26 protein-coding genes are annotated in these 25,535 nt (G+C 65.6%); 14 read left to right on the forward strand and 12 right to left on the reverse strand.

Translation table 11 applies throughout. The features are described 5' to 3' along the window. Positions 1-47 precede the first annotated feature (47 nt). The 4 genes from KNJ79_RS08365 to KNJ79_RS08380 form a co-directional block, all read right to left on the reverse strand. The gene (locus KNJ79_RS08365; RefSeq protein WP_317153555.1) at positions 48-1,322 is read right to left on the reverse strand and encodes a metal-dependent hydrolase family protein; all 1,275 of its coding nucleotides are present in this window, start codon (positions 1,320-1,322) and stop codon (positions 48-50) included. Positions 1,323-1,440: 118 nt separating this feature from the next. Beyond that, the gene (locus KNJ79_RS08370; RefSeq protein ID WP_317153556.1) at positions 1,441-2,322 is read right to left on the reverse strand and encodes an RcnB family protein; all 882 of its coding nucleotides are present in this window, start codon (positions 2,320-2,322) and stop codon (positions 1,441-1,443) included. Positions 2,323-2,449: 127 nt separating this feature from the next. Beyond that, positions 2,450-2,995 carry a (2Fe-2S)-binding protein gene (locus KNJ79_RS08375; RefSeq protein WP_317153557.1) on the reverse strand — a complete coding sequence of 182 codons (546 nt, stop codon included), beginning with the start codon at positions 2,993-2,995 and terminating at the stop codon, positions 2,450-2,452. Positions 2,996-3,022: 27 nt separating this feature from the next. Then, a complete protein-coding gene (locus tag KNJ79_RS08380; RefSeq protein WP_317153558.1) occupies positions 3,023-3,787 on the reverse strand; it encodes a class II aldolase/adducin family protein in 765 nt (254 codons plus the stop codon). A 280-nt stretch (positions 3,788-4,067) separates the two neighbouring features. Between KNJ79_RS08380 and rpsU the strand changes: the two genes are divergently transcribed. Beyond that, positions 4,068-4,274, forward strand: coding sequence for a 30S ribosomal protein S21 (rpsU, locus tag KNJ79_RS08385; RefSeq protein ID WP_003047635.1), 207 nt, complete (start codon positions 4,068-4,070; stop codon positions 4,272-4,274). A 379-nt stretch (positions 4,275-4,653) separates the two neighbouring features. Beyond that, a complete protein-coding gene (locus KNJ79_RS08390) occupies positions 4,654-5,178 on the forward strand; it encodes an FKBP-type peptidyl-prolyl cis-trans isomerase (protein WP_317153559.1) in 525 nt (174 codons plus the stop codon). A gap of 39 nt (positions 5,179-5,217) precedes the next feature. On the opposite strand, the gene KNJ79_RS08395 is transcribed toward KNJ79_RS08390, so the two are convergent. From KNJ79_RS08395 to pyrE, 5 genes are all read right to left on the reverse strand, one after another. Beyond that, positions 5,218-6,321 (reverse strand): AI-2E family transporter, encoded by a 1,104-nt coding sequence (locus KNJ79_RS08395; protein ID WP_317153560.1) that lies wholly within the window; start codon positions 6,319-6,321, stop codon positions 5,218-5,220. A 5-nt stretch (positions 6,322-6,326) separates the two neighbouring features. Beyond that, positions 6,327-7,187: a signal peptidase I gene (gene lepB, locus KNJ79_RS08400; RefSeq protein WP_317153561.1), complete on the reverse strand. Its 861-nt coding sequence runs from the start codon at positions 7,185-7,187 to the stop codon at positions 6,327-6,329. Then, positions 7,184-7,588: a holo-ACP synthase gene (gene acpS, locus KNJ79_RS08405; RefSeq protein ID WP_089214760.1), complete on the reverse strand. Its 405-nt coding sequence runs from the start codon at positions 7,586-7,588 to the stop codon at positions 7,184-7,186. The genes lepB and acpS overlap by 4 nt, the downstream gene beginning before the upstream one ends. Positions 7,589-7,748: 160 nt before the next feature. Continuing rightward, positions 7,749-8,495, reverse strand: a complete 747-nt coding sequence (locus KNJ79_RS08410) for a pyridoxine 5'-phosphate synthase (RefSeq protein WP_317153562.1) — start codon at positions 8,493-8,495, stop codon at positions 7,749-7,751. After that, positions 8,492-9,079 (reverse strand): orotate phosphoribosyltransferase, encoded by a 588-nt coding sequence (gene pyrE, locus KNJ79_RS08415; protein ID WP_317153563.1) that lies wholly within the window; start codon positions 9,077-9,079, stop codon positions 8,492-8,494. The genes KNJ79_RS08410 and pyrE overlap by 4 nt, the downstream gene beginning before the upstream one ends. Before the next feature lie 230 nt (positions 9,080-9,309). Between pyrE and coxB the strand changes: the two genes are divergently transcribed. The 10 genes from coxB to KNJ79_RS08465 all read left to right on the forward strand — a co-directional run bounded on the left by coxB (position 9,310) and on the right by KNJ79_RS08465 (position 18,172). Further along, positions 9,310-10,380, forward strand: a complete 1,071-nt coding sequence (gene coxB, locus KNJ79_RS08420; RefSeq protein WP_317153564.1) for a cytochrome c oxidase subunit II — start codon at positions 9,310-9,312, stop codon at positions 10,378-10,380. Positions 10,381-10,399: 19 nt separating this feature from the next. After that, complete coding sequence (gene ctaD, locus KNJ79_RS08425; protein WP_089214326.1) at positions 10,400-12,064, forward strand: cytochrome c oxidase subunit I; 1,665 nt, start codon at positions 10,400-10,402, stop codon at positions 12,062-12,064. 193 nt (positions 12,065-12,257) lie between these two features. After that, positions 12,258-13,169 carry a heme o synthase gene (locus KNJ79_RS08430; protein ID WP_317153565.1) on the forward strand — a complete coding sequence of 304 codons (912 nt, stop codon included), beginning with the start codon at positions 12,258-12,260 and terminating at the stop codon, positions 13,167-13,169. Next, positions 13,166-13,315, forward strand: coding sequence for a hypothetical protein (locus KNJ79_RS08435; RefSeq protein WP_317153566.1), 150 nt, complete (start codon positions 13,166-13,168; stop codon positions 13,313-13,315). The genes KNJ79_RS08430 and KNJ79_RS08435 overlap by 4 nt, the downstream gene beginning before the upstream one ends. Then, positions 13,312-13,878 (forward strand): cytochrome c oxidase assembly protein, encoded by a 567-nt coding sequence (locus KNJ79_RS08440; protein ID WP_317153567.1) that lies wholly within the window; start codon positions 13,312-13,314, stop codon positions 13,876-13,878. The genes KNJ79_RS08435 and KNJ79_RS08440 overlap by 4 nt, the downstream gene beginning before the upstream one ends. Before the next feature lie 77 nt (positions 13,879-13,955). Then, positions 13,956-14,831, forward strand: coding sequence for a cytochrome c oxidase subunit 3 (locus tag KNJ79_RS08445; protein WP_089214329.1), 876 nt, complete (start codon positions 13,956-13,958; stop codon positions 14,829-14,831). A 1-nt stretch (position 14,832) separates the two neighbouring features. Further along, positions 14,833-15,231 (forward strand): DUF983 domain-containing protein, encoded by a 399-nt coding sequence (locus tag KNJ79_RS08450; RefSeq protein ID WP_317153568.1) that lies wholly within the window; start codon positions 14,833-14,835, stop codon positions 15,229-15,231. After that, positions 15,224-15,865, forward strand: coding sequence for an SURF1 family protein (locus KNJ79_RS08455; RefSeq protein WP_317153569.1), 642 nt, complete (start codon positions 15,224-15,226; stop codon positions 15,863-15,865). The genes KNJ79_RS08450 and KNJ79_RS08455 overlap by 8 nt, the downstream gene beginning before the upstream one ends. A gap of 26 nt (positions 15,866-15,891) precedes the next feature. Next, on the forward strand, positions 15,892-17,289 hold the full coding sequence (thrC, locus tag KNJ79_RS08460) for a threonine synthase (protein ID WP_317153570.1): 1,398 nt from the start codon (positions 15,892-15,894) through the stop codon (positions 17,287-17,289). Next, positions 17,282-18,172 (forward strand): class I SAM-dependent methyltransferase, encoded by an 891-nt coding sequence (locus KNJ79_RS08465; RefSeq protein ID WP_317153571.1) that lies wholly within the window; start codon positions 17,282-17,284, stop codon positions 18,170-18,172. The genes thrC and KNJ79_RS08465 overlap by 8 nt, the downstream gene beginning before the upstream one ends. Here the strand turns inward: KNJ79_RS08465 and KNJ79_RS08470 are convergent. Together KNJ79_RS08470 and KNJ79_RS08475 are read right to left on the reverse strand one after the other, a co-directional pair. Beyond that, complete coding sequence (locus tag KNJ79_RS08470) at positions 18,169-19,869, reverse strand: sulfatase-like hydrolase/transferase (protein WP_317153572.1); 1,701 nt, start codon at positions 19,867-19,869, stop codon at positions 18,169-18,171. The genes KNJ79_RS08465 and KNJ79_RS08470 overlap by 4 nt on opposite strands. A 73-nt stretch (positions 19,870-19,942) precedes the next feature. After that, positions 19,943-22,288 (reverse strand): TonB-dependent receptor, encoded by a 2,346-nt coding sequence (locus tag KNJ79_RS08475; protein WP_317153573.1) that lies wholly within the window; start codon positions 22,286-22,288, stop codon positions 19,943-19,945. A gap of 293 nt (positions 22,289-22,581) precedes the next feature. On the opposite strand from KNJ79_RS08475, the gene leuC reads away from it, so the two are divergent. Then, positions 22,582-24,009: a 3-isopropylmalate dehydratase large subunit gene (leuC, locus tag KNJ79_RS08480; protein ID WP_317153574.1), complete on the forward strand. Its 1,428-nt coding sequence runs from the start codon at positions 22,582-22,584 to the stop codon at positions 24,007-24,009. Between the two features lie 178 nt (positions 24,010-24,187). Here leuC and leuD read toward each other — a convergent pair whose 3' ends face one another. Then, positions 24,188-24,772 (reverse strand): 3-isopropylmalate dehydratase small subunit, encoded by a 585-nt coding sequence (leuD, locus tag KNJ79_RS08485; protein ID WP_317153575.1) that lies wholly within the window; start codon positions 24,770-24,772, stop codon positions 24,188-24,190. 187 nt (positions 24,773-24,959) lie between these two features. Here leuD and KNJ79_RS08490 point away from each other — a divergent pair, with 187 nt between their 5' ends. Continuing rightward, a complete protein-coding gene (locus tag KNJ79_RS08490) occupies positions 24,960-25,466 on the forward strand; it encodes a MarR family winged helix-turn-helix transcriptional regulator (protein WP_089214336.1) in 507 nt (168 codons plus the stop codon). The last annotated feature ends 69 nt before the right edge of the window (positions 25,467-25,535 follow it).

The following is a 25,535-nucleotide window of genomic DNA, read 5'->3' on the forward strand; positions in this document are numbered from 1 at the left end:
GCCAAAATCGGCTCCGTCCCGGCGACCCAGATTGGTCGAAAACTGCTCTAGTCGGCGATCCGGCCGCGCGCCATCACCCAGTCGACCTTTTCGAGCGCCGTCACGTCGGACAGCGGATCGCCCGATACCGCGATGATGTCCGCCGACAGGCCGGGGGCGAGGCGGCCGACCTCATCCTCCATCGACAGCAGGCGCGCGGCGACGGTGGTCGCGCTCGCCAGCGCTTCGCGCGGGGTCAGCCCCGCCTTCACCAGCAGCGCGAATTCGCCGGCATTGCGGCCGTGCTCGAACACGCCCGCATCGGTGCCGAAAGCGATCGGAACGCCGAGCGCCTTGGCCTTGCCGACCGCTTGCCCGACCGTGCCCAGCGTCATGCGCACCTTTTCCTCGACCGTCGGCGTATAGATCCCCTTGCCGAGCCGCTCGCGCACCCCCTCGAACGCCATCAGCGTCGGGACGAGGTAGGTGCCCTTCGCCTTCATAACCTTGAGCGCCGCGTCGTCGGCGAAGGTGCCGTGCTCGATGCTGTCGATCCCCGCGGCCGACGCCGCTTCGATGCCGCGCGCGCCATGCGCGTGGGCCATCACCTTGAGCCCCAGCGAATGCGCGGTCTGGGCGATGCTTTCCATCTCGGCATCGGTGAAGTGGGCGCCGAGGCCGCGGCCCTGCTGCGACAGGACGCCGCCGGTCGCGGTGATCTTGATGACGTCGGCGCCCGCGCGCGAGGCCTTGCGGACCTTTTCGGCGCACTCGACCGCGCCGGTGCAGCTATAGCCCTGGTCGAGCACCGCGTGGATGTCTTCGCGAAAGCCGGTGACGTCGCCGTGTCCGCCGACGATCGAAAGCGACGGGCCGGCCGCAATGATCCGCGGTCCTTCGACGAATCCTTCGGCGGTGCCGCGCCGCAGCGCGAAGGCGGTATATTGCGCCGACCCGGCTTCGCGGACCGTGGTAAAGCCGGCCCTGAGCGTCAGGCGCGCATTCTTGGTGCCGACCACCACACCCCATTCGTCGGGCTCCACCGCTTCGCTGCGAAAATCGCCGCCGGGGTCGCCGGTCAGATGGACGTGGAGGTCGATCAGGCCGGGCAGCACGGTCTTGTCGCCAAGGTCGACGATTTCGGCGCCTGCCGGCGCTTCGGCGCGGCCGGCGGTGATCGAGGTGATGCGGTCGTCGGTAACGACGATCGTCGAGGGGCCCTGCACCCCCTTGTCGGCGTCGGCGATCAGTTTTCCGGCATAGATGACGGTGGTCTTGGCGCTCGCGGCGCCGCCCGTCGCCAGGGCGAGGGCCGCCGCGACGAGCATGGTGATCTTGCGCATATCGCTCCCCTTTTTCTGCGCATGATCGTGGCGCGGCGGGGCGGGGAGGGCAAGTCCATAAAAGAAGGGCCGGCATGACGCCGGCCCTTCAGTGTGCTTCCGGTAACCGAAAGGAATATTACCAGAAGAAATCGTAGATCACGTCGACCACCCGGCCCGAATAGATGTCGACGAGCAACGCGTCGTCATAATAGCGGACCCAGCGATAATTGCCGTAGGCGGGCGGCAGGCGATAATACCAGGGATCGTTGATCCAGTAGCGCTGGCCATAGAAGAGCGAACCCAGGGTGAAGCCGATGCTGAAACGCCGATAGCCATAGTGCGGATAGGGCGAATAATAGCGCGGCAGGCGGTAATAGCTGCGATGCACGTTGCGGTAGCTGCGCCAGTCATAGCGCCGGTCGTGGCGCCAGTCGCGGTTCCAGCCGCGCGAACGGTCGCCGCGATAGCGATAGTCGTTGCGGTTCCGGTCCCACCGATAATCGTTGCGCCGGTCGTTGCGGTTCCAGTTGCGGCTATCGTTGTGGTTCCGGTCATTACGGTTCCAATTGCGGCGGTCGTAGCGGTCACGGTCATTGTTGTGGCCGCGATCGTCGCGATTCCAGTTGCGACTGTCGCCACGGCCGCGGTCGTTGCGGTTCCACTGCTCGCGCTGGCTGCGATTGCGGTCGTAGCCACCATGGCGCCTGTCGTTGCCGGCTCGCTCGCCGCGGCCGCGATACGCGCTGGTCGATTGCGGCCGCGAAACCGCTCGGCGCTCCACATTCCGCTGCGCCTGCGGCCGTTCGACGCGGCGCTGCTGATAGTGCGGGCGCGACGCGGGGCGGCTGCGTGCTTCGTTACGCTGCGGGCTGCGCTGCTGGTGGCTCGCGCCCGAGCCGCGGTGGCCGCGGTCGCCGCGCTGCGCCGAATGCGCCGGGCTGTCGGGACGCGCAAAGGCGGGGCCGAGCGGCGTCAGGATCGTCGCTGCCATCAGCAGCCCGCCGAACATCTTCTTCATCAGATCGTCTCCAATTCGGGTCCCGTTCGCTGGCACGCCAGCCGGGAAGATAAAGCGAGTCTTACCGATGACGAAATGAGTCGGTGCTGAACCGCGATGTTGCCTTTCGTTCAGCTTTGGTGCGCGATCAGGAGTCCGGGGACGGGTGCAGCGCGGGGACGGCGCGCGCGGCGTCCTCGGGCCGGATGCCGGGGGGCGGCGCGGCGGCAATCCGTTCCTCGCCGCGCAACACGCGCCCGGCGCGGCGGATCGCGGCGCGGATGCGCGGATAGGTGCCGCAGCGGCAGATGTTGGTCATCGCGGCGTCGATCTCGGCATCGCTCGGGCTGCTGTTGCCGCGCAGCAGCACCGCCGCGGCCATGATCATCCCCGACTGGCAGAAACCGCATTGCGGCACCTGTTCGGCGACCCACGCCTGTTGCACCGGATGGCTGCGGTCGCGCGACAGGCCCTCGATCGTCGTCACCAGCCGCCCCTCGCACTCGGCGATGGTGACCAGGCAGCTGCGAATCGCCTCGCCGTCGATATCGACGGTGCAGGCGCCGCAGTCGCCCGTTCCGCAGCCATATTTTGTGCCGGTCAGGTTCGATGCGTCGCGAAGCGCCCACAGCAGCGGCGTGTCGGGGTCCATGCGATATTCGACCGGACGGTCGTTGACCGAGAATTTCGTCATAGCGGCCTTCGTAGCGCCGCCGCCGGATTAGTCACGCCAGCTCGTGTCGAGCTTGTCGACCTTGCGCACCATCGCGTCGAATTCGGCGCGGCCGGCACCACCGGGGATCTGTGCCTGATACAGGTCGCGCTGGTGCACCTTGACGACATCGTCGCCGATCAGGATCGGCTTGCCCATGCTCATCGTCGCGAGCTGGATTTCGCATGCACGCTGGAGCGCCCAATATTTGATGAAGGCTTCGGGGAGCGTCCTGCCCATCACGACCGGTCCATGATTCCGCAGCATCAGGATGCGCTTGTCGCCCAGATTTTCGAGCAATCGCTCGCCTTCCTCTTCACGGACGGTCACGCCCTCGAAGTCGTGATAGCCGATCTGGCCCATATAGTTGCACGCATAGAAGTTGGTCGGCTGAAGCCCGCCCTCGAGCGAGCAGACCGCCATCGTCGCGGTCGTGTGCGTGTGGATGATCGCGTGCGCATCGGGCAACTCGCGGTGGAACAGGCTGTGCTGGACGAAGCCCGCCTTGTTGACGTGCCAAGGATTGTCTTCGTCGACCTTGTTGCCGTCGATGTCGATCTTGATCAGCGTCGATGCCGTGACCTCGCTGAAATGCATGCCATAGGGGTTGATCAGATAGCTGCCGTCCTCGTCCGGCACCTTCACCGTGATGTGGTTGAAGATCATCTCGTCCCAGCCCATCATCGCGAAGATTCGATAGCAGGCGGCCAGTTCCTGCCGCGCCGTCCATTCGGCTTCGCTATATTTGCTGTTGCGCTTGAGCTGGGTTGCCATGGCCTTGATCCTCTTCACCTGTCGGTTTCGTCCTGCTACCTATGCCACAGAGCGAGGGGGCGGCACAATCCCGCGAGGGTCGCCGCCGGTCGTCGATGCGGCACGGACGCGGTTCGTCGCGCGGGGGCTTGCATTTCGGCGCGAATCCCGCTAGTGGCGCTGCAACGGAACGTCGCGCTTTCGCGGCGCTCTTTTTATTGCCCGAATATTGATGGTCTTGGGCGATCGGGGATTTTCCCGAAACCAAGGCTGCCGGAACGAACAGGAGACGACACGGCATATGCAGATCATCGTTCGCGACAACAACGTCGACCAGGCCCTTCGCGCGCTCAAGAAGAAGCTGCAGCGCGAGGGCGTGTATCGCGAAATGAAGCTGCGCCGTCACTACGAGAAGCCGAGCGAAAAGCGTGCGCGCGAACGCGCCGCCGCCGTCCGCCGCGCCCGCAAGATGGAGCGCAAGCGGATGGAACGCGACGGGATCAAGTAAGACCGTCTTCCCGTTCGGGATCCTGATTCGAAAAGAGGGCGCTGCGGCAACGCGGCGCCCTTTTTCGTTGGGAACGACGGGTTTCGGGCGGGAGGGGTCGTTCATAAGCCCCTCCTCTTCAGAGGAGGGGTTGGGGGTGGTGGCGCGCGATAGCGCGCAAGACGTCTAGCACCACCCCGCTGCGACTAGCGAGCAAGCTCGCAAGTCTCGCTGCCCCTCCTCTGAAGAGGAGGGGTTTTGTCCGACGTCCGCTCCCCACCCCAAAGCCGTCGCCTCTCCCACTCCCCGCGCACATTTGCCTCTGGACCCTTCCACGTCGCTCCGCCTATAGGCGGCGCCGACATTCGCGCCCGGTGGCGCCAGGGAAGGATCAGCGACGATGAGTGTGACGACGGTTCCATTGCGCCCGGTGAGCAAGGGCGGGCTGTGGCTGCTTTGGATCGGCCTCGCGGCGCTGGTCGCGCTGGCGGTGGGCGTCGCCTGGTGCCAGACGATCGAGCGCGGCACGACCGTCGAGGTCGTCAAGCCCGGCGAAGGCCCGAGCCCGACCGACGAGGACATGGTCCTGATCAAATATACCGGCAAGCTGGCCGACGGCACGGTGTTCGACCAGCAGGAACAGGCGCCGCTGCCGGTCGCCGGCTCGGTCCCCGGCTTTTCGAAGGCGCTCAAGCAGATGCAGCGCGGCGGCAAATACAAGATCGTGATCCCGCCCGAAGAGGGCTATGGCGATCAGGCCGCGGGTCCGATCCCGCCGAACAGCACGCTCTATTTCGATGTCGAACTGATCGACTTCCGCAACGCCGCTGAAGTGCGCGCGATGATGCAGCAGATGCAGCAGATGCAGATGCAGGGCGGCCCCGGTGGTCCGGGCGGCCCGCCGCCGGGCGCACCGCAGCCATAGCCATGCCGTCGCCCCGCCTCCGCTGGGGCGACGCTTCGATCAGAGGCTCGCCGCCGTTTTTCGTTTGGGCTTGCCCGCGGCGTTGCGCTCGGCCTCGCGTTCGAGCGCGACCTTGGTCATCGCGACGAGCGGGTCGGCGAGGAACAGGCCGAGGATGCCGAGCAGCGTGCCGAGCAATATCTGCGCGCCGAGAACGAGCGCGGGGGCGAGATCGACCGTCTGCTTCGCGACCATCGGCACGATGACATAGCCGTCGATCGTCTGGACGGCGAAATAAATGACGATCGCCCAAAGGCCGGTGTCGGTCCCCGCCGAAAAACCGACAAGGACAAGCAGCACGCCCGACACGATCGCGCCGATGTTGGGAATGAAGGCGAGCAGGCCGGTGAGGAGCCCCATCAGGGCTGCCATCGGAATGCCGACGGCGAGGCAGGCGAGCCAGGTCCCGACCCCTTCGACCGCCATGCCGAGCAGCCGCCCCGCCATCAGCCGGCGCAGGGTAAAGCCCATGCGCGCGGTGGTGAGATAGAAGTCCTTGCGCGCGCTCACCGGCAGCATCCACGCGACACCGCGTTCGTAGAGCCGCGGTTCGATTGCGAGGAAAAGGCCGAGCACCATAATCATCACGAGGCTGGTCAGCGCGCCGACCACCGTGCCGAGCGCCGCGGTCACGCGACCGACGGTGCCCGCAAGATTGTCGGTGATCGTCTTGGTATCGAGCTGGAGATTGCCCATCCCGTGATCGCTCGCCCACGCCGCCACGCGGTCGATCTGCGCCATCACGACCCGTTGCAGCGTCGCGGCCTGATCGGCGATCTGCGAGCCCGCGAACAGGATCGTCCACAACAGAAAGGCGGTCAGGCACAGGCAGACGATCAACAGCCGCCAGCCGCGCCCGATCGGCAGCGCGCGGCCGAGCAGGCGCGTGCCCCCGTCGAGCATCGCCGCCACGACGATTCCCGCAAAGATCAGCAGGATCGGCTGGATCAGCACGATGCACGCGCCGATCAACAGCGCGAGGCCGAGCCAGACGCTCGCCTTGACGAGTTCGGTGCGGACGAGCTGATTGCGGATTTCGGCCGGGCCGGGCGCCTGGCTGTCCGGCCTTCGGCGCGATCCTGCCGTTTCCCCCGTTTCCGCCATACCCGTCACTCCCTGTTGACGACCGCCTCTTCACGCGGCGGATGAAGATCGGTTCCGGCGCGGCCCGACCGCAGCCCGCGAATCCAGCTCAATGGGTTGTACCATTGGGTCGTGCCGTCGGTCGAAAAGCTGATGATTTCGGCGCGGCCGGCGATCGCCTCGAAGGGGACCGGGCCGCCGAGTCCTTTCATCGCGACGGGGACGCGGCTGTCGGCGCTGCCGTCGCGGTTGTCGCCCATCAGGAACAGATGATCGGCGGGGACGGTGATCGGCCCATAATCGTCGGTCGCATAGCCGGGGCCCATGTCGATCGTGTCGAAGGTCGCGCCGCCGGGCAGCGTTTCGCGCACCACGGGCAGTTCGAGCATCATGCGCCCGTCGTCGCCGCGCCGCACGAAGCGATAGAGGCTCGAATCGGGGCCGGGCAGATTGGCATCGACGGGGATCGACAGCATCGGCTGCACCTCGCGCTTGATCGGCTTGCCGTTGATGATCAGCGCGCCGCCGCGCAGTTCGATCGTATCGCCTGGCAGTCCGATGACGCGCTTGATATAGTCGATGCGCGTGTCGGGATGTTCGAGCACGACGATATCGCCGCGCTGCGGCAGCCTGCCGAACAGCCGGCCTTGCATCCTGGGTGCGAGATGAAAGCTCACCGAGGCATAGGACCAGCCATAGGGATATTTGCTGACGATCAGCCGGTCGCCGTTGCGCAAGGTCGGCATCATTGAATCCGACGGGATATAGAAGGGCTTGGCGACGCAGCTGTGAATCCCGAGCACGAGCAGCAGGATCACGATGATGTCACGGATGAACTTGCCCCAGCTGCCGTCGTCGGCAGCGCGCTTTCGTTTCTTCGCCATCATTCGTCCCGTATCGCTTCGATGATGACGAAGGCCTGCGCCCACGGATGATCGTCGGTCAGCGTCAAATGGATTTGCGCGCGGTGCCCCGCCGGGAGCATCGCCGCGAGCCGCTCGGCCGCGCCGCCGGTGAGCGCGAGCGTCGGGGCGCCCGAGGGGGCGTTGACGACGCCGATGTCCTTCATGAACACGCCGCGCTTGAAGCCCGTGCCGACGGCTTTCGAGAAAGCCTCCTTGGCCGCGAAGCGCTTGGCATAGGTGCCGGCGCGGGTGAAGGGGCGCCGCGCCGCCTTCGCACGCTCGATCTCGGTGAAGACGCGCATCTCGAAGCGTTCGCCGAAGCGCGCGAGCGACGCCTCGATGCGCTCGATGCTGCACAGGTCGGAGCCGAGGCCGATGATCATGACGGCCCCCACAGGCCGTCATTGCGAGGAGCCGAAGGCGACGCGGCAATCCAGAGCGGCGCAAGGCCGCCTCTGGATTGCTTCGCTCGCGCCACGCGCGAGTTTATCCTGAGCGCCTGCAAGGCAGTCGAAGGGCTCGCAATGACGAAATTCTTGCCCACTAGCCCCGCGCCTCGTCCATCAACACCCGCATCCGGCGCACAGCGTCTTCCAGCCCCGTGAAGATCGCCTCGCCGATCAGATAATGGCCGATGTTGAGTTCGGCGAGTTGCGGGATCGCGGCGACGGGGATGACATTGTCATAGGTCAGGCCATGCCCCGCGTGCGGTTCGATGCCGTTCTTCCACGCGAGCGCCGCCGCATCGGCGAGGCGGCGCAGTTCGGCGGCGCGGGCTTCGCCCTCCGCATGGGCGTAGCGGCCGGTGTGAAATTCGACCACCGGCGCCTTCAGCCGCATCGCCGCCTCGATCTGGCGCGCATCGGGCTCGATGAACAGGCTGACGCGGATGCCCGCCTCGGAGAGGCGCGCGACGATCGGGGCGAGATGATTATGCTGCCCCGCGGCGTCGAGCCCGCCCTCGGTCGTGCGTTCCTCGCGCTTTTCGGGGACGATACAGGCGGCGTGCGGGGCATGGCGCAGCGCGATTGCGAGCATTTCCTCTGTCGCCGCCATTTCGAGATTGAGCGGCAGGTCCGTCGCGGCCTGGATGCGCGCGAGGTCGTCGTCGCGGATATGGCGCCGGTCCTCGCGCAGATGCGCGGTGATTCCGTCGCCGCCGACCGCGGCGACGATCTCGGCGGCGCGCACCGGATCGGGATGCTCGCCGCCGCGCGCGTTGCGGATCGTCGCGACATGGTCGATGTTGACGCCGAGCCGCAGGCGGTGTGGGGAAGGGGAGGCGGTCAAGCCGTCTGGCTCCGGCTTCCGGGCTTGACCGCGGGCGTGTCCGCAAGATGGCCGGGCAGTTCGTCCGGCGCATAGGTCGGGAAGTTGATCGCGACGAGCGGATAGAAGGGCACACCGAGGTCGACGCTGCCCGCCGAGCGATCGACGAGCGCGACTTCGGCCAGCACCTCGCCGCCCGCGGCGCGCACCGCATCCATCGCCTCGCGCGACGAAAGGCCGGTCGTGACGACATCCTCGACCATCAGCACTTTCGCGCCATTTTCGATCTCGAAGCCGCGGCGCAGCTCGAAAGTGCCGGTCGGGCGCTCGACGAAGATCGCCGGCTTGCCGAGCGCGCGGCCCATTTCGTGCCCGATGATCACCCCGCCCATCGCGGGCGAGACGACGAGGTCGATCGCATGGCGAAGATCGCGCGGCAGCTTGCCTGCGAGCGCGACGGCGAGGCGCCCGGCGCGCTCGGTGTCCATCAGCACGCGCGCGCACTGCAGATAATATTCGCTGTGGCGGCCCGAGGAGAGCAGGAAATGTCCGTGCAGCAGCGCGTCGGCGGCGCGGAACTCGGCCAGGATTTCGTCGTCGGTCATGGGAGAAGCGTTCTTTTTCCATTGCATCGCCGCGGTCAGCGACAGGGGTCGGGCAGGGCAAATTTGCCCGCTGCAAAATAGTGTTAGAGATGCTTGAGGCAAGCGGCAAGCGGGTCTATAGCCCCCGCGAGATTCAGCCCGTCCGCGCGGCGCCGAGACGATTGTCCGGCATCCTGAGGGGTGGGTTGGGGGATCGATAAAGACAACAGGCAACGGGCGGCACAATCCTTATGAAGAGCTTGAAAACCCTTGTAATTGCGGCAGCTTTATCGCTGGGCGCGGTGGGCGCGGGCCATGCGCAGGCCCCGGCCGAAGCGCCGGCGGCGACGGCCTCGGCGACTCCGGCTCCGGCAACCGACGCCGCGACGCAGGCTGCGGCCGATGCAGCGGCTCCGGCGGGCGACGCGACCTATGTGCCGATGAAGCCGGCCCCCGGCGTCGGGCAGCCGGTCGATGCGGGGATCAACTTCCAGGCGCAGGAAAGCCCGATCGGCGAACAGGCCTATTGGTTCAGCCATGTGGTGCTGCTGCCGATCATCACCGTGATTTCGCTCTTCGTCCTCGGCCTGCTGCTCTGGGTGATCGTCCGCTACCGTGCCAAGGCCAATCCGGTTCCGTCGAAAACGACGCACAACACCTTCATCGAAATCATCTGGACCGCGATCCCGGTCTTGATCCTCGCGGTGATCGCGGTGCCGTCGATCCGCCTGCTCGCGGCGCAATATGAACCGCCCAAGAAGGACGCGCTGACGATCAAGGTCACCGGTTATCAATGGTATTGGGGCTATGCCTATCCCGACCAGGGCATCGGCGAATATGTCTCGAAGATGCTGACCGAGGAACAGGCGAAGGCGTCGGGCGAGCCCTATCACCTCGCCGTTGACAATCGCATGGTCGTCCCCGTCGGCCAGCAGGTGAAGCTGATCATCACCGGCGCCGACGTGATCCACAGCTTTGCGGTCCCTGCGCTGTGGACCAAGATGGACGCGGTTCCGGGGCGCGCCAACGAAACGACCTTCACCGTCAATAAGCCCGGCGTCTATTACGGCCAGTGCTCGGAGCTTTGCGGCGTCGATCACGGCTATATGCCGATCGCGGTCGAGGCGCTGCCGATGGACAAGTGGAAGGCATGGGTCCGCTCGAAGGGCGGCAACCCCGATGGCGCCGAGGCTGCGGCTCCCGCTGCGGCGCAACCCGCTCCCGAAGGCCCGATTGCGGCCGTCCGCACCACCGCGCCCGCCGAAACGCCCGATACGGCGGCTGGCGACGCGCCCGCCGCTTCGCCGGCGACGACGAACTGATAAGCCGAGGGCCAGAATAATGACCGATATCGCAGCGACTGCACCGATCCATGCCGACCATGCGCATGACGATCACGATCACAAGCCGGGCTTTTTCGTCCGCTGGTTCATGTCGACGAACCACAAGGACATCGGCACCCTCTATCTGATCTTCGCGATCATCGCCGGCATCGTCGGCGGCGTGCTTTCGGGCATGATGCGCCTCGAACTCGCCGAACCCGGCATCCAGTATCTCCAGGGCTGGGCGCAGTTCATGGGCGGCGCGGGCGACGAGGTCGCGGGCAAGCATTTCTGGAACGTGATGATCACGGCGCACGGCCTGATCATGGTCTTCTTCATGGTCATGCCGGCGATGATCGGCGGTTTCGGCAACTGGTTCGTGCCGCTGATGATCGGCGCGCCCGACATGGCGTTCCCGCGCATGAACAACGTCAGCTTCTGGCTGACCGCGGTCGCCTTCGTCATGCTCGTCGGCTCGATGTTCGTGCCCGGCGGCAGCGGCAACGGCGCCGGCACCGGCTGGACCGTCTATGCCCCGCTGTCGACCAGCGGCTCGGCAGGTCCGGCGGTCGACATGGCGATCTTCTCGCTCCACCTAGCGGGTGCGGCGTCGATCCTTGGCGCGATCAACTTCATCACCACCATCTTCAACATGCGCGCGCCGGGCATGACCCTGCACAAGATGCCGCTGTTCGTCTGGTCGGTGCTCGTCACCGCCTTCCTGCTGCTGCTCGCGCTGCCGGTGCTCGCCGCGGCGATCACGATGCTGATCACCGACCGCAACTTCGGCACCACCTTCTATGATGCGACGGGCGGCGGCGATCCGGTGCTCTACCAGCACCTCTTCTGGTTCTTCGGCCATCCCGAAGTCTATATCATGATCCTGCCGGGTTTCGGCATCGTCAGCCAGATCATCTCGACCTTCAGCCGCAAGCCGGTGTTCGGCTATCTCGGCATGGCCTATGCGATGGTCGCGATCGGCGTCGTCGGCTTCATCGTGTGGGCGCACCACATGTTCACCGTCGGCATGAGCGTGAACCTCAAAATGTATTTCACCGCCGCGACGATGGTCATCGCGGTCCCGACAGGGATCAAGATCTTCAGCTGGATCGCGACGATGTGGGGCGGCTCGATCAGCTTCAAGACGCCGATGGTCTGGGCGATCGGCTTCATCTTCATGTTCACCGTCGGCGGCGTCACCGGCGTCGTGCTCGCCAACGGCGGCGTCGATACCGCGCTTCACGACACCTATTATGTCGTGGCGCATTTCCACTATGTGCTCTCGCTCGGCGCGGTCTTCTCGCTGTTCGCGGGCTTCTATTACTGGTTCCCGAAGATGTCGGGCCGGATGTACAGCGAGGTCCTGGGCCAGCTGCACTTCTGGATCTTCTTCATCGGCGTGAACGTCCTGTTCTTCCCCCAGCACTTCCTGGGCCAGCAGGGCATGCCGCGCCGCTATCCCGACTATGCGGAAGCCTATGCCTATTGGCACCTGATCTCGTCCTATGGTTATGCGATCATGGCGGTCGGGATGGTCTTCTTCTTCGTGAACGTGATCTATTCGCTGGTCGCGGGCAAGAAGGCGGTCGACAATCCGTGGGGCGAAGGCGCGACGACGCTCGAATGGACGCTGTCGAGCCCGCCGCCGTTCCACCAGTTCAACGAACTGCCGCGGATCGCGTGATGATTTTCGCCTGTCAGGCGGTGCCCTCTGCCGACAAGCGGCAGGGGGCACCGCCTCTCAAGCGGGTCGAAGCATGGCAAACTCACCAAATTCGTCATTGCGAGCGAAGCGAAGCAATCCAGTGTGGCGTAGACGGCTCTGGATTGCTTCGCTTCGCTCGCAATGACGCTCCAAAGGCTATAAGAACACCATCATGGCGCAGAGCCTGACCCATGGCGCAATGACGCTTCCGGCCGACTGGCGCGACCTGTTCGCGCTCACCAAGCCGCGCGTAATGTCGCTCGTCGTCTTCACAGCGCTGTGCGGGCTGCTCGCGGCGCCGGGGCCTATGCATCCGGTGCTTGCCTTTTCCTCGATCCTCGCGATTGCCTTGGGTGCTGGGGCATCGGGCGCGCTCAACCAATGGTATGAGGCGGGTCTCGACGCAAAGATGAAGCGGACCGCGAACCGGCCGCTTCCCGCGGGCCGTCTCGACCCGCAGACCGCGCTCCATTTCGGGGTCGGGCTCGCTGCCTTTTCGGTCTTTCTGATGCTGTTCGCTGCCAATTGGCAGGCGGCGGCGCTGCTCGCCGTCTCGATCCTCTTCTACGTCCTCGTCTATACGATGTGGCTCAAACCGCGCACCCCGCAGAACATCGTGATCGGCGGCGCGGCGGGGGCGTTTCCGCCGCTGATCGGCTGGGTCGCCGCGACGGGCACGATCGCGCCGCTGCCGGTGCTGCTCTTCCTGTTGATCTTCTTGTGGACGCCGCCGCATTTCTGGGCGCTCGCGCTCTTCGTGCGCTCGGACTATGCCGCTGCGGGGATTCCGATGATGCCGGTCGTCGCGGGCGAGCGCGCGACGCGGCGCCAGATCCTCTTTTACGCAATCATCATGGCGGCCGCCGCGATCGCGCCCTGGGTGCTTGGGCTTGCCGGCGCGCTCTATGGCTGGACGGCGGTGCTGCTGTCGGCGGCCTTCGTGCTGCTGTCGGTGCCGGTGGGGCTGCGCACGGCGGGCGAGGGCGACCGGATGCAGCCCGAAAAGCGGCTCTTTGCCTTTTCGATCGCCTATCTCTTCATCCTGTTCGGCGCCGTGGTGGCCGACCATCTGTGGCCGCTATGACCGACGAACCGACGCCCGAGCCCTTCGACGAAGCCGAATATCGCCGGCGCCAGCGCAGCCGCGCCAATCTGATGGGCTGGATTCTGGCCGGTCTGGCTTTCCTCTTCTTCTTCATTACGGTGGCGCGCATGGTGGTGCCAAAATGACGAGCGACGCGATCCGCAGGAAGAACAAGCGCCTTGCGCTCGTCGCCGCTACGATCGCGGTGGCGATGGTCGGCCTGGGTTTCGCGGCGGTTCCGCTCTACAATCTCTTTTGCCGCGTCACCGGCTATGGCGGGACGACGCAGCGCTATGATCCGGTCGCCGCCGCCGAAGAGCCGAAGGTCCTCAGCGATACGGTGTCGGTGCGCTTCGACGCCAATGTGTCGCCGAAGCTGCCGTGGAAATTCTATCCCGAACATCCGCGCGACACGGTGACGATCGGCGCGCGCGACATGACGATCTTCATCGCCAGGAATGAATCGTCGCGGCCGATCACGGGCACCGCGGCCTTCAACGTCACTCCCGACCAGGCTGGGAAATATTTCACGAAGATCCAGTGCTTCTGCTTCACCCAGCAGACGCTGCAACCGGGCGAGCAGGTGCGGATGCCGGTGCTTTTCTTCGTCGACCCCAAGATCAAGGAGGATGTCGACGCGCGCGACATTCAGGAAATCACGCTTAGCTATACCTTCTACCCTGTGGACGACGGGAAAAAGGCGAGCTAAGGCCGCGAGCAACAGAGTCTAACAGGCCGGCTGGCGATGGGGAATCGCCGAGCTGGGGCAAATACGGGAACTGCGAAATGGCCGGTGCCAAACATCATGACTATCACCTGGTAAACCCCAGCGTCTGGCCGCTCATCGGCTCGGTCGCGGCGCTCGTCATGTTCTTCGGGCTGGTGATGGCGATGCACGCCGACCATTTCGGCGGCGTCGGCAAATGGGTGCTCGGCCTCGGCTTCGCGGGCGTGATCCTGACCTTCTTCCAATGGTGGGGCGATGTGATCAAGGAAGCGCATGCCGGCGATCATACGCCGGTGGTGCAGCTCCATATGCGCTATGGCATGATCCTGTTCATCGCATCCGAAGTGATGTTCTTCGTCGGCTGGTTCTGGGCGTGGTTCGATTTCTCGCTCTTTCCGGTGCCGGTCGAGATCGTCGACGGCGCGGTGACCTCGCTCTTCGGACAGGACGGCGCGGCCGCGATCACCCAGTGGCCGCCGGCCGGCATCCACGTCATCGACGCTTTCTCGCTGCCGCTGCTCAACACGCTGATCCTGCTCTGTTCGGGCACGACGATCACCTGGGCGCACCACGCGCTGATCCACGGCGATCGCGAGGGGCTGAAGAAGGGCCTGTGGGCGACGATCATCCTCGGCGCGGTCTTCTCGGCGATCCAGGCCTATGAATATGCGCACGCGCCCTTCCCGTTCGGCACGATCAACTATACCTCGGCCTTCTTCATGGCGACGGGCTTTCACGGCTTCCACGTCCTCGTCGGCACGATCTTCCTGATCGTCTGCCTCGTCCGCGCCTATAAGGGCCACTTCACGCCGCAGCAGCATTTCGGGTTCGAAGCCGCGGCCTGGTATTGGCATTTCGTCGACGTCGTGTGGCTGTTCCTCTTCATCATCGTCTATGTCTGGGGCGGCTGGGGCGCGCCGGTCGCCGCGCACTGATTTGACGCACGATAACGACATTGAGAAGGGGCAGCCGCCGGTCGGGCGCGCTGCCCTTTTCGGTCTGTGCCCGCAGTGCGGCGCGCAGACGCTGTTTGCAGGGCTGGCGAAGTTTGCGCCGCGCTGCCGGGTGTGCGGACTCGATTTCGAAAGCTACAATGTCGGCGACGGACCCGCGGCTTTCCTGACGATGATTATCGGCGCGCTGATCGTCGTCGCCGCGATTCTCGTCGATTTCGCCTTCGAGCCGCCCTTCTGGGTCCATGTCATCCTGTGGGTGCCGATTACCGCCGCCGCGGTTGTCTATGGCCTGCGCATCGCCAAGGCCGCGCTGCTCGCGAGCGAGCATCAGCGGCAGGCGGCCGAAGGACGGCGCGCCGACGACGAGCCCCATGACTGAGCCTGCCTTTCTGCCGCGCCGCTGGCCGCTGGTGCCGACGCTGCTCGTCGCGCTGGCGGTGCTGATCATGGTCGCGCTCGGCGTCTGGCAGCTTCAGCGCAAGGGCGAGAAGGAAGCGCTGATCGCGCTCTACGAACGCAATCGCGCGATGTCGGCGACGGTCGCCTATCCCGCTCTTGCCCCGGTCCCCGACGCGATGCTGTTTCGCAAGAGCAGCGTGACCTGCCTCGAGCCGGTGCGCTGGCTCCCGCGCAGCGGTGCCGCGCGGGAAGGGGGGAGCGGCATCCGCATGATCGCCGACTGCCGGACCGGCGCCGAAGGGCCGGGCGCGCTCGTCGACATGGGCATCGCCGACGACTTCACGCCGCCCGCGTGGAAGGGCGGCACGGTGCAGGGAACGATCGTCCCCGGTCCCGAGCAGCCGAGCCTGATCGAGCGGCTGACGGGGCGCGCGGTGCCGGCGCGGCCGATGCTCGTCGCCGACACGCCCGCGCCGGGCCTGCGCGCGAGCGCGGTGCCGAGCGGTGCCGACGTGCCGAACAATCATCTCGCCTATGCCGTGCAATGGTTCCTGTTCGCGGCGATCGCGGTGGTGATCTACATATTGGCGCTACGCCGCCGCTTGCAGCGCTGACGCCGCGCCGCTAGGCGCATTGCGTCATGGACTATATCAGCACGCGCGGCTCTGCGCCGACCCTCGATTTTCGTGCCGCCACCCTCGCCGGACTGGCGAGCGACGGCGGGCTCTATGTCCCGGCCGCTTGGCCGCGGCTCGGCACCGACGACATCCGGGCGCTCGCCGGGCTCGATTATGTCGAAACCGCGGTGCGGATCATGGCGCCTTTCGTCGCCGGCGTATTGTCCGAGGACGAACTGCGTGCGCTGTGCAGGGCCGCCTATGGCCGCTTCAGCCACGATGCGGTGACGCCGCTTGTCCAGCTCGATCATCGTCACTGGCTGCTCGAGCTGTTCCACGGTCCGACGCTGGCGTTCAAGGATGTCGCGCTGCAACTGCTCGGCCAGCTGTTCGAAACCTTCCTCGCCGGCGGCGACCGCGACATCACGATCGTCGGCGCGACCTCCGGCGACACCGGGTCGGCGGCGATCGAGGCGGTCGCGGGGCGCGAGCATATCCGCATCTTCATGCTGCATCCCGAAGGCCGCGTCAGCGACGTCCAGCGGCGCCAGATGACGACGGTGCTCGCGCCGAACGTCCATAATATCGCGATCGACGGCAGCTTCGACGATGCACAGGCGATGGTGAAGCGCCTGTTCGGCGACGAGGAGGCGCGGAACCGGGTCACGCTGTCGGCGGTGAACAGCATCAACTGGGCGCGGCTGATGGCGCAGATCGTCTATTATTTCTACGCCGGCGTCCGTCTCGGCGCGCCCGATCGCGCGATCGCCTTCAGCGTGCCGACGGGCAATTTCGGCGACGTCTTTGCGGGCTATGTCGCGGCGCAGATGGGGCTGCCCGTGGCAAAGCTCGTCGTCGCGACCAACGTCAACGACATCCTCCACCGCGCGCTGACCCGCGGCGATTACAGCGCGGGCAGCGTCACGCCGACCGCGACGCCGAGCATGGACATTCAGGTCAGCAGCAATTTCGAGCGGTTGCTCTTTGACCTGTCGGGGCGCGACGGCGGCGCGATCACGCGGATGATGGCCGAGTTCGATGCCAGCCGCGCCATGTCGATCCCCGAGGACATGCTCGCGGGCGCCCGGCGCCTGTTTTCGAGCGCGCGGATCGACGGCGACGAAATGGCGCTCGCGCTGCGCTGGGCGCAGGAGCGCGGGGGCCAGCTCATCGACCCGCACAGCGCGGTCGGGCTCGCCGCGGCGCGCGCGCTCGAGATCGACGCCGACGTGCCGGTCGTCACGCTCGCGACCGCGCATCCGGCGAAATTCCCCGATGCGGTCGAGCGCGCGAGCGGCGTGCGCCCGCCGCTGCCCGCGCGGCTCGGCAATCTTTTCGACCGCGAAGAGCGCTATGAAAAGCTGCCCGGCGACTATGATGCGGTGAAGGCCTATATCCTCGCCGAAGCGGCCCGTGGCTGATCTGCCGCCCCTAAGGACGCTCGTCGGTGAGGGGTGGGACGATTACGGGCTGATCGACAGCGGCGGCGGGCGCAAGCTCGAACGCTATGGCGCCTATCGCTTCATCCGGCCCGAACCGCAGGCGATGTGGGAGCCCGCGCTCTCCGCGAGCGAATGGGAGGCAGCCGACGGCGAGTTCGTTCCCGCGTCGGACGAGGATGGCGGCGGGCGCTGGTATTTCCATAAGCCCGTGCCCGCCGAAGGCTGGCCGCTCGGCTGGCGCGAGACGCGCTTTACGGCAAGTTGCACGCCGTTCCGGCATTTGGGCTTTTTTCCCGATATGGCGCCGGTATGGGACTGGTTGCGCGAAAGGGTTGCGGACACGCCCGATCCCGCCTTTCTGAACCTGTTCGGCTATACCGGCGTTGGAAGCCAGGCGCTCGCGGCGGCGGGCGCTGCGGTCACGCATGTCGATGCGTCGAAGAAATCGGTGGCGCAGGCGCGCGAGAATGCCGAGCTTGCAGGGCTCGCCGACAGGCCGATCCGCTGGATCGTCGACGACGCCGGCAAGTTCACCGCACGCGAGGTGCGGCGCGGACGGCGTTACGACGCGATCCTGCTCGACCCGCCGAAATTCGGACGCGGGCCGAATAATGAACGCTGGCAGATCGAGGAGGGGCTCGCGCCGCTACTCGCCGATTGCGGGCAATTGCTCGACGCCGACAGCCGCGCGCTGTTTCTGACCGTCTATGCGGTGCGCATGTCGGCGCTGGCGATCGGCGAATTGCTGTCGCAGACGCTGGCGCACCTGCCGGGCACGGTCGAGTGCGGCGAGCTTGCGGTGCGTGAAGAGGCGCGGGGATTGCTGCTCCCCACCGCCATCTTCGCGCGCTGGAGCTGTTAGGCCGGCTGGTTATACATCTCGGTCGGCCCCGGATATTCGCGGCCGTCGTCGACCCCGATCTCGCGCGCGATCAGCGCGTTCGTCTGCTTGTTGAGCTTCATCACCGTCGCCTTGTGCTTCGGATCGAGCGCGAGATTGACGATTTCGCCGGGGTCGGCGTGGGTGTCGTAGAGTTCGAGGTCGTTCATCGCCGTCAGCGTCTGCCAGTCGGTCGGCATATGATGATGCGCCGGGGCGAAGTAGCGGGCAAACTTGTAACGCCCATCGTGGACACCACGGTGAAGGCGCCGCTTGCTGAGGTCGAAACGCTTCGAATAATCGGGTTCGCCCGAAGCGAGGGTCGCTGAACGATCCTTCGTCGGTTCCCAATAATGGACGACGGCATAGTCGAAGAGATGCCCCTGACGATCGCGCTCGGTCTTTGTGGTCGGCGAGGACAGCAGGCTCGACACGTCGATGCCGGGAAGGCCGGGGAAGCGGCTCGCCTGTTCGTCCGCCGACAGGCCCGCGAGGCTCATCAGCGTCGGAGCGATGTCGATCGCGCCCATCAGCCCCTTGGTCGTGCGCCCGCCCGCGAAATCGGGGTGAGCGATGATCATCGGAATGTTGGTTTCCTCGCGATACATCGTCGCGCCCTTCTGACGCATCCCGTGCGCGCCGGCGCGCTCGCCATGGTCGCTGGTATAGATGATGATCGTATTGTCGATCTGGCCGCTCTCCTTGAGCGCCCAGAGCAATTGCCCGAGCCGCCGGTCGACGTCGCGCAGGCAATTGTAATAATAGTTGATGAAGCGGTGCCAGCTTTCCTCGTCGTCGTGGCGCATGATGCCGTAGAAGAGATCGTTGAGTCGCACGATCGCGCGATGCGCCTCGGGCTTGGTCGAAAGGTCGTCCTTGTAGAAGCTCGCCGGCAGGTCGAACTTGTTGTCGACCTCGTAGAGCGGATCGCCGGGCTCGCGGCGGAGCGGTCCCAATATGTTCGGATCGGGACGGCTTTCGGCCTGCTTGCCCGTCGCGTCATAGAACATGATGTCGTGCGGATTGACGAGGCCGACGACCTGGAACCACGGCTTGCCGCCCGCCTTGTCGCGCCGCGCATAGTCGAAGATCGCGCGCGCCGCGTCGCCCGCGACGAACATGTCGGCCTTATAGCCGTCCCATGTCAGCCCGACTTCCTCGCCGTCGAAGCCGTAATCGTGGAAGCCGTATTTCTCCATCGCATTTTCGGTGGTCGGATAGATGCCGCCGGGAATGCGCGTCCAGTTGCGTTCGAAATTGATGCGGCTCAAATGCCACTTGCCCTTGTAGCTCGTATAATAACCCGCGGCCTGCATCATGTGGCCGAGCGTCGGCATATCCTCGGCCGCGACGGGATAGGGGGCGTTGTCGCTGTTGAGGAACAGCCCCGTCTGCTGGGTGTGATGCCCCTGAAAGATCGTCGAGCGCGACGGCGTGCAGGGGGTGGTATGGACGTGGTAATTTTCGACGAGCAGCCCGCGTTCGAGCAGTTCGCGGTGTGCCGGCAGCTTTTCGAGCAGGCCGGCGGGATAGCTCGCCATGCTCTGTTCCTGATCGGTGACGATCATCAGCACATTATAGGGCTTGCCGTTCTTCGCGAGCGCCGGCCCCCCGATCCCCGCGACGGCGAGCGCCCCCATGCCCCCGACGAATGTCCGGCGATCGACGTCCCAACCCATTTCACTCTCCCGGTTGACGGCTGTTTCAATGGAAAGCCCGCGGCGCAGCGTAGCGCGCCGCGGGCGGATCGCGTCAGAATTTGAACGCGACGTCCACCCCGAATTCGCGCGGCGGCTGATAATATTGCTGGATCGGCGTCGCGCCGGCGGAGATCGCACCCGAGATCACGTCCTGATCGGTCAGGTTCGATCCATAGAGGGTGACCTTCCACCGGTCGTCGACCCCCGCGACCGCGATGCTCGCGTTCACCAGCATCACCTCGTTGCGATAATAGCCGGGATCGTTGCTGCGGCCCCAGGTGTTGAAGCGCGCCGAATAGCGGCCGTCGGCGTGGAGCCTCACCTCGCCGAAGCCGGTCGGGATCGCATAGTCGGCCGACAGGCTGCCGCTCCATTTCGGCGCATTGGCGAGCTCGAGATAGGTCGAATCGGTCGGCACCGCGAAGGTGCCGTTGGGCGTGCCGTTGATCAGGATCGGCATCGCCGGGGCGCACTGGCCGGGCTCGGGCGAGCCGTCGGTGAACACCCCGTCGGTGTCGGCGCAGAAATCGGTGTAGCGGGCGTGGAGATAGGCGAGGTTGGCGCCGAAGGTCAGGCCCGGCGCAGGGCGCAGCAGCGTCTCGACCTCGAACCCGTAAATCTTTGCGGCGGCGACGTTGGTGGTGATATTTTCCGGCCGCACCGCACCCATCCTGGTCACGGCGCTTTGCAGGTCGCGGTAATTGTTGACGAAACCCGCGACGTTAAGGCGAAGCAGGCGGTCGAACAGATCGGTCTTCGCGCCGACCTCGAACGCATTCACATGTTCGGGGTTATAGGGGCCGATATTCTCCGGGATCGTGCCGCGCGAATTATAGCCGCCCGCCTTATAGCCCTGCGAATAATTGGCGTAGAGCATCGCGTCGCGCGACAGCTTATATTCCACCGTCAGGCGCGGGGTGAATTCGGACCAGCTGTTCTCGAGGCTGCTCTCGAATGACGAGCGCTGGATACCGCCGATCAGCACCTGCGTTGCGATGTCGTATTTCTTGCGGTCGTGGCTGTAGCGGCCGCCGACCGACAGCGTCAGCCGCTCGGTCGGGTGCGCGTTGACGAGCGCGAAGAGCGCGTAACTTTCGGTGTCCTGATGAAGCTGCGCGAGCGTCGTCGTGGTCGGGTTCGCCAGCACCGTGTTGAACTGGCGCCATTTATCGGCCTGATAATAGGCGCCGACCACGAAATCGACCGGCTCGTCCTCGGGTGAGACATAGCGCAGCTCGGCGCTCTTCGATTCACCCGAAAAGTCGCGGGTGACGTCGAGGCCCGGGACTGGCGTAATCAACCCGTCGAAATCGCCGCGCGTGATATAGGTCAGGTGACGATAGCCGAGCACTGCCGCGATGCTGCCATAGCCGACGTCGAGGTTCGAATTCCACGACCCGCCATAGGTTTCGGTGTTGGCATAGGGATCGAAGGGCACGGCCGACTTGCGAATGTCGGTCTTCACCTCGTCGGGCAGGAGGTCCCAATTGGGGTCGCCATTGTCGAGGACGTGCGGAGCGGGCCCCGTGGTCTTCTGCTTCAGCCAGTCGACGACGACGGTCGAGGTGAACGGCCCGCCCTTGTCATAATCGAGCGCGCCGCGCACCGATTTGACGTTCGCGGTGTTGAGCCTGTTTCCGGTGACGACGTTGCGGCTGTAGCCGTTATAATCGCGGAAATTGACCGCGATCTTGGCGGCGAGCGCGTCGTCGGCGAAGCGGCCGCTATTGATCTTGCCGCGGAACTGCTTGAGCCCGTTCGAGCCGGCGGTCAGCCGCACCTCGCCGCCGAAATCGTCGGCCGGGCGCGACGTGACGACGTTGATCGTGCCGGCGAGGTTGTTCTTGCCGAACAGCACGCCCTGCGGACCTTTGAGCACCTCGATGCGCTCGACGTCGAACAGGTCGAGCATCGTGCTCGACACGAAGGGAATATAGACGCCGTCGATGATCGTGCTGACCTTGGGGTCGGCGTTGGGATCGGGGTCGGACGTGCTCATGCCGCGGATCGCGATCATCGGCACATTGGCGACGAGGCCCTGCGTCTGGAGCACGACATTGGGCGCAATGCCGTTGAGGCTGGTGATGTTGGTGCTGCCGCTCGCCTCGACCATCTCGCTGTTGAACGCGGCGATCGCGATCGGGACGTCCTGCACGCTTTCGCTGCGGCGCTGCGCGGTGACCACGATGTCGCCGCCATGGGGCGAGGCTTCGGCCGCCGCCGGGACGTCCCCGGCGGGGGCCGCGTCGGTCGTCTGGGCCTGTGCGGGGCTCGCGGTCAGGGCGATCGCGCCCGCCGAAGCCAAGAGAAATCCGGTCTTCATCCTGTCCTCCCAAACCGGCCGCACGCCATCGGCTTCCCGCGCGCGCGTCGTCGCGGCGGAAATGCGCTTAGCCATCCGGCCCTATTTTCTTTCGGGAGTGAGCCGCCTGGCGGCCTGTGCCTTTCGCGTCCGGCGCGTGCGGGATTGTCCCTTGTCGTGCGCATCCGGCGGACTGAGTCGTCTCGCTCCCGGGGCATTTCGTAGCACAGCGAAAAAATACTTCAACTACTAAGTATATTTCGCCGGCGGTGCTCATTCGCGCTTGCGCGCCGAACCTCTCTCTCGATATAAGTTAGAACTCTAAGTATTTTGAAAAAGTCCGAATCGGCTCGTTGGGGGCGCTTCGGAACGCGACGGGGGAGCGCCCGATGACGGCGGCGGCACGCACTTTATACGACAAGATCTGGGACGCGCATGTGGTGGCGGAGGACGAGGGCGAGACCCTGCTCTATGTCGACCTGCACCTGCTGCACGAGGTGACGTCGCCGCAGGCCTTCGCCGCGCTTGCTGCGGCGGGGCGCGCGGTGCGCCGGCCCGAGCGCGCGCTGGCATTGTCCGATCATAATGTCCCGACCGAAGGGCAGGCGGCTGGCCCCGAAGCGGTGGCCGACGATCAGGCGCGTGCGCAGCTCGAGGCGCTGGCGATGAATGCCGACCGCTTCGGCATCGAGCGTTTCGCCATGGGCGATCGGCGCAACGGCATCGTCCATGTCGTCGGCCCCGAACAGGGGCGCTCGCAGCCCGGGATGACGATCGTGTGCGGTGATAGCCACACTTCGACGCATGGCGCTTTCGGTGCGCTCGCCTTCGGGATCGGCACCAGCGAGGTCGAGCATGTGCTCGCGACCCAGACGATCCGCCAGCGCCGGTCGCGCAATATGCGCATCGTCGTTGACGGCGCGCTGCCGGCGGATGTTTCGGCAAAGGATCTGGCACTTCACATCCTCGCCACGCTGGGCGTCGACGGGGCGACGGGGCATGTCGTCGAATATGCGGGCGAGGCGATCCGCGCGCTGTCGATGGAAGGGCGCATGACGCTCTGCAACCTCAGCATCGAAATGGGGGCGCGGGCCGGGCTGATCGCGCCCGACGAAACGACCCTTGCCTATCTCGAAGGGCGGCCCGCGTCGCCCGCCGGCGCGGACTGGGACGCGGCGGTGCGGCGCTGGGGGCAGCTTGCGAGCGACGAGGGGGCGTCTTTCGACCATGAACTCTGGCTCGACGCGGCGGCGGTGCGGCCGATGGTGAGCTGGGGCACCGATCCGTCGCAGGTCGTCGCGATCGACGGGACGGTTCCCGACCCGGCCGCGCTCGCGGGCGCCGACGCGCGCACCGCGGCCGAGCGGGCGCTCGCCTATATGGACCTGACTCCGGGCGCGCCGATTGCCGGGACGCGGCTCGACCGGGTGTTCATCGGCAGCTGCACCAACAGCCGGATCGAGGATCTGCGGACCGCGGCTGCGGTGGCGAGCGGACGAAAGGTTGCGGGTCACGTCCGCGCGATGGTCGTTCCGGGGTCGGGGCTCGTCAGGCGGCAGGCCGAGGAGGAGGGGCTCGACCGGATTTTCCGCGACGCCGGCTTCGACTGGCGCGAGCCGGGATGTTCGCTGTGCGTCGGGATGAATCCCGACCGGCTGAACCCGGGCGAGCGCTGCGCCTCGACCTCGAACCGCAATTTCGAGAATCGCCAGGGGCGCGGCGGGCGCACCCATTTGATGAGCCCGGCGCTGGCGGCGGCGAGCGCGATTGCGGGGTGTATCGCCGATCCGTCGGGGCTCGATGCGAATGGGACATAGAAGGCGTCTGGAATCGAGCCGTTTCCAGCCGTCGCCGCGGCGAAAGCTGGGGGCGCCATCCTCTCGTCACAGCAGCAAAAGGCCAGGCCGACAGCGGCCCCAGCTTTCGCTGCGGCGACGGTTCATGGTTGGGAAGTCAGTCTGCTCCCCACCCCAAATCACGCCGAATCCGAACCCTCTAACACCCCTCTTCGAACCGCGCGATCGCGTCGTTGTGGCGCAGCGTGCGGCCGATGTCGTCGAGGCCTTCGAGCAGGACGCGCCGGTCGTCGGGGTCGATCGCGAATGCCAGCGTCTCGCCCGAAACGAGGCGAATCGTTTGCATCTCGAGGTCGACCTCGATCGGCGCATATTGCGACCGCTCGACGTCGCGACGAAGCCCCTCGCATATGGCGTCGGGCAGGCGGATCAGCAGCAGCCCGTTCTTGCGCGCATTGCCCGCGAAAATATCGCCGAAGCTCGGCGCGATGATGCAGCGGATGCCGAAATCGGTCAGCGCCCAGGCGGCGTGCTCGCGCGACGATCCGCAGGCGAAATTGCGGTCGGCGATCAGGATTTGCGCTGCCCGGCATATGGGGTGGTTGAGGATGAAGTCGGGCCGTTCGCGGCCGTCTTCGGCATAGCGCAGCTCCTGGAACAGATGCCTGCCGAGCCCGTCTTTCGTCAGCGCCTTCATGTAGCGCGCGGGAATGATCATGTCGGTATCGACATTGGCGAGCGGCAAGGGGGCGGCCGGCGCGCGGACGCGGGTGAATTTCTGCACTGGCGGGGCATTCCTGCAATTAACTTAGTATCCTAAGTATGTGGTCGACGCGCATTTGTCCAATGCAAACGCCGCGTTACGCGGCGTTTGCATACGAAAGGAGGTTGCCGCCTGATTCTTCGGGCTCTAAGATTTACAGGGCGGAGGTCAAAGAGGCTGCCGCCGAGCGTGTGGCAGGGGAACGAGTTTGGCCAAGGCAAAACAAAGCTATCGGCATCCGGCCGAATATTACACCAATCCGGACAACAGCATCGGCTATCTGGCGCGCATCGTCTTTCGGTCCTTTTCGCGGCTGCTCGAGCGCAAGACGCTCGAATATGACGTGTCGGCCGGACAATGGCGCTTTCTGCGCCAGCTCTGGCGCGAAGACGGCATCACCCAGCGCGAGCTTTCGGAGCGTGTCGGGATGCGCGAGCCGACCACCGTCGTCGCGCTGAAAGGGCTGGAGAAGGCCGGGCTGATCACGCGCAAGAAGACGGCGGAGGATCGCCGCAAGACCTTCATCTATCTGACCCCGCATGCAAAAAAGCTCGAACTGGTGCTCGCGCCGATGAACGCGGAGATCCACGAGGTCGCGACGCGCGGCATGACCGACGCCGAGGTCGAGACGCTGCAGGCGCTGATGCGCCGGGTCATCGACAATCTGGCCGAAGAGACGCGCGAACTCGCAGTGCTGTCCGAAATCAAGGCTTGATCGCGGCGACGCGGCGTTGCAGGAGCGTCCCGAACAGGTTAGCATTCTAATCATTGGTTCGGAGAGACT

The organism is Sphingopyxis indica (assembly GCF_032879645.1).
GTDB lineage: Bacteria > Pseudomonadota > Alphaproteobacteria > Sphingomonadales > Sphingomonadaceae > Sphingopyxis > Sphingopyxis indica.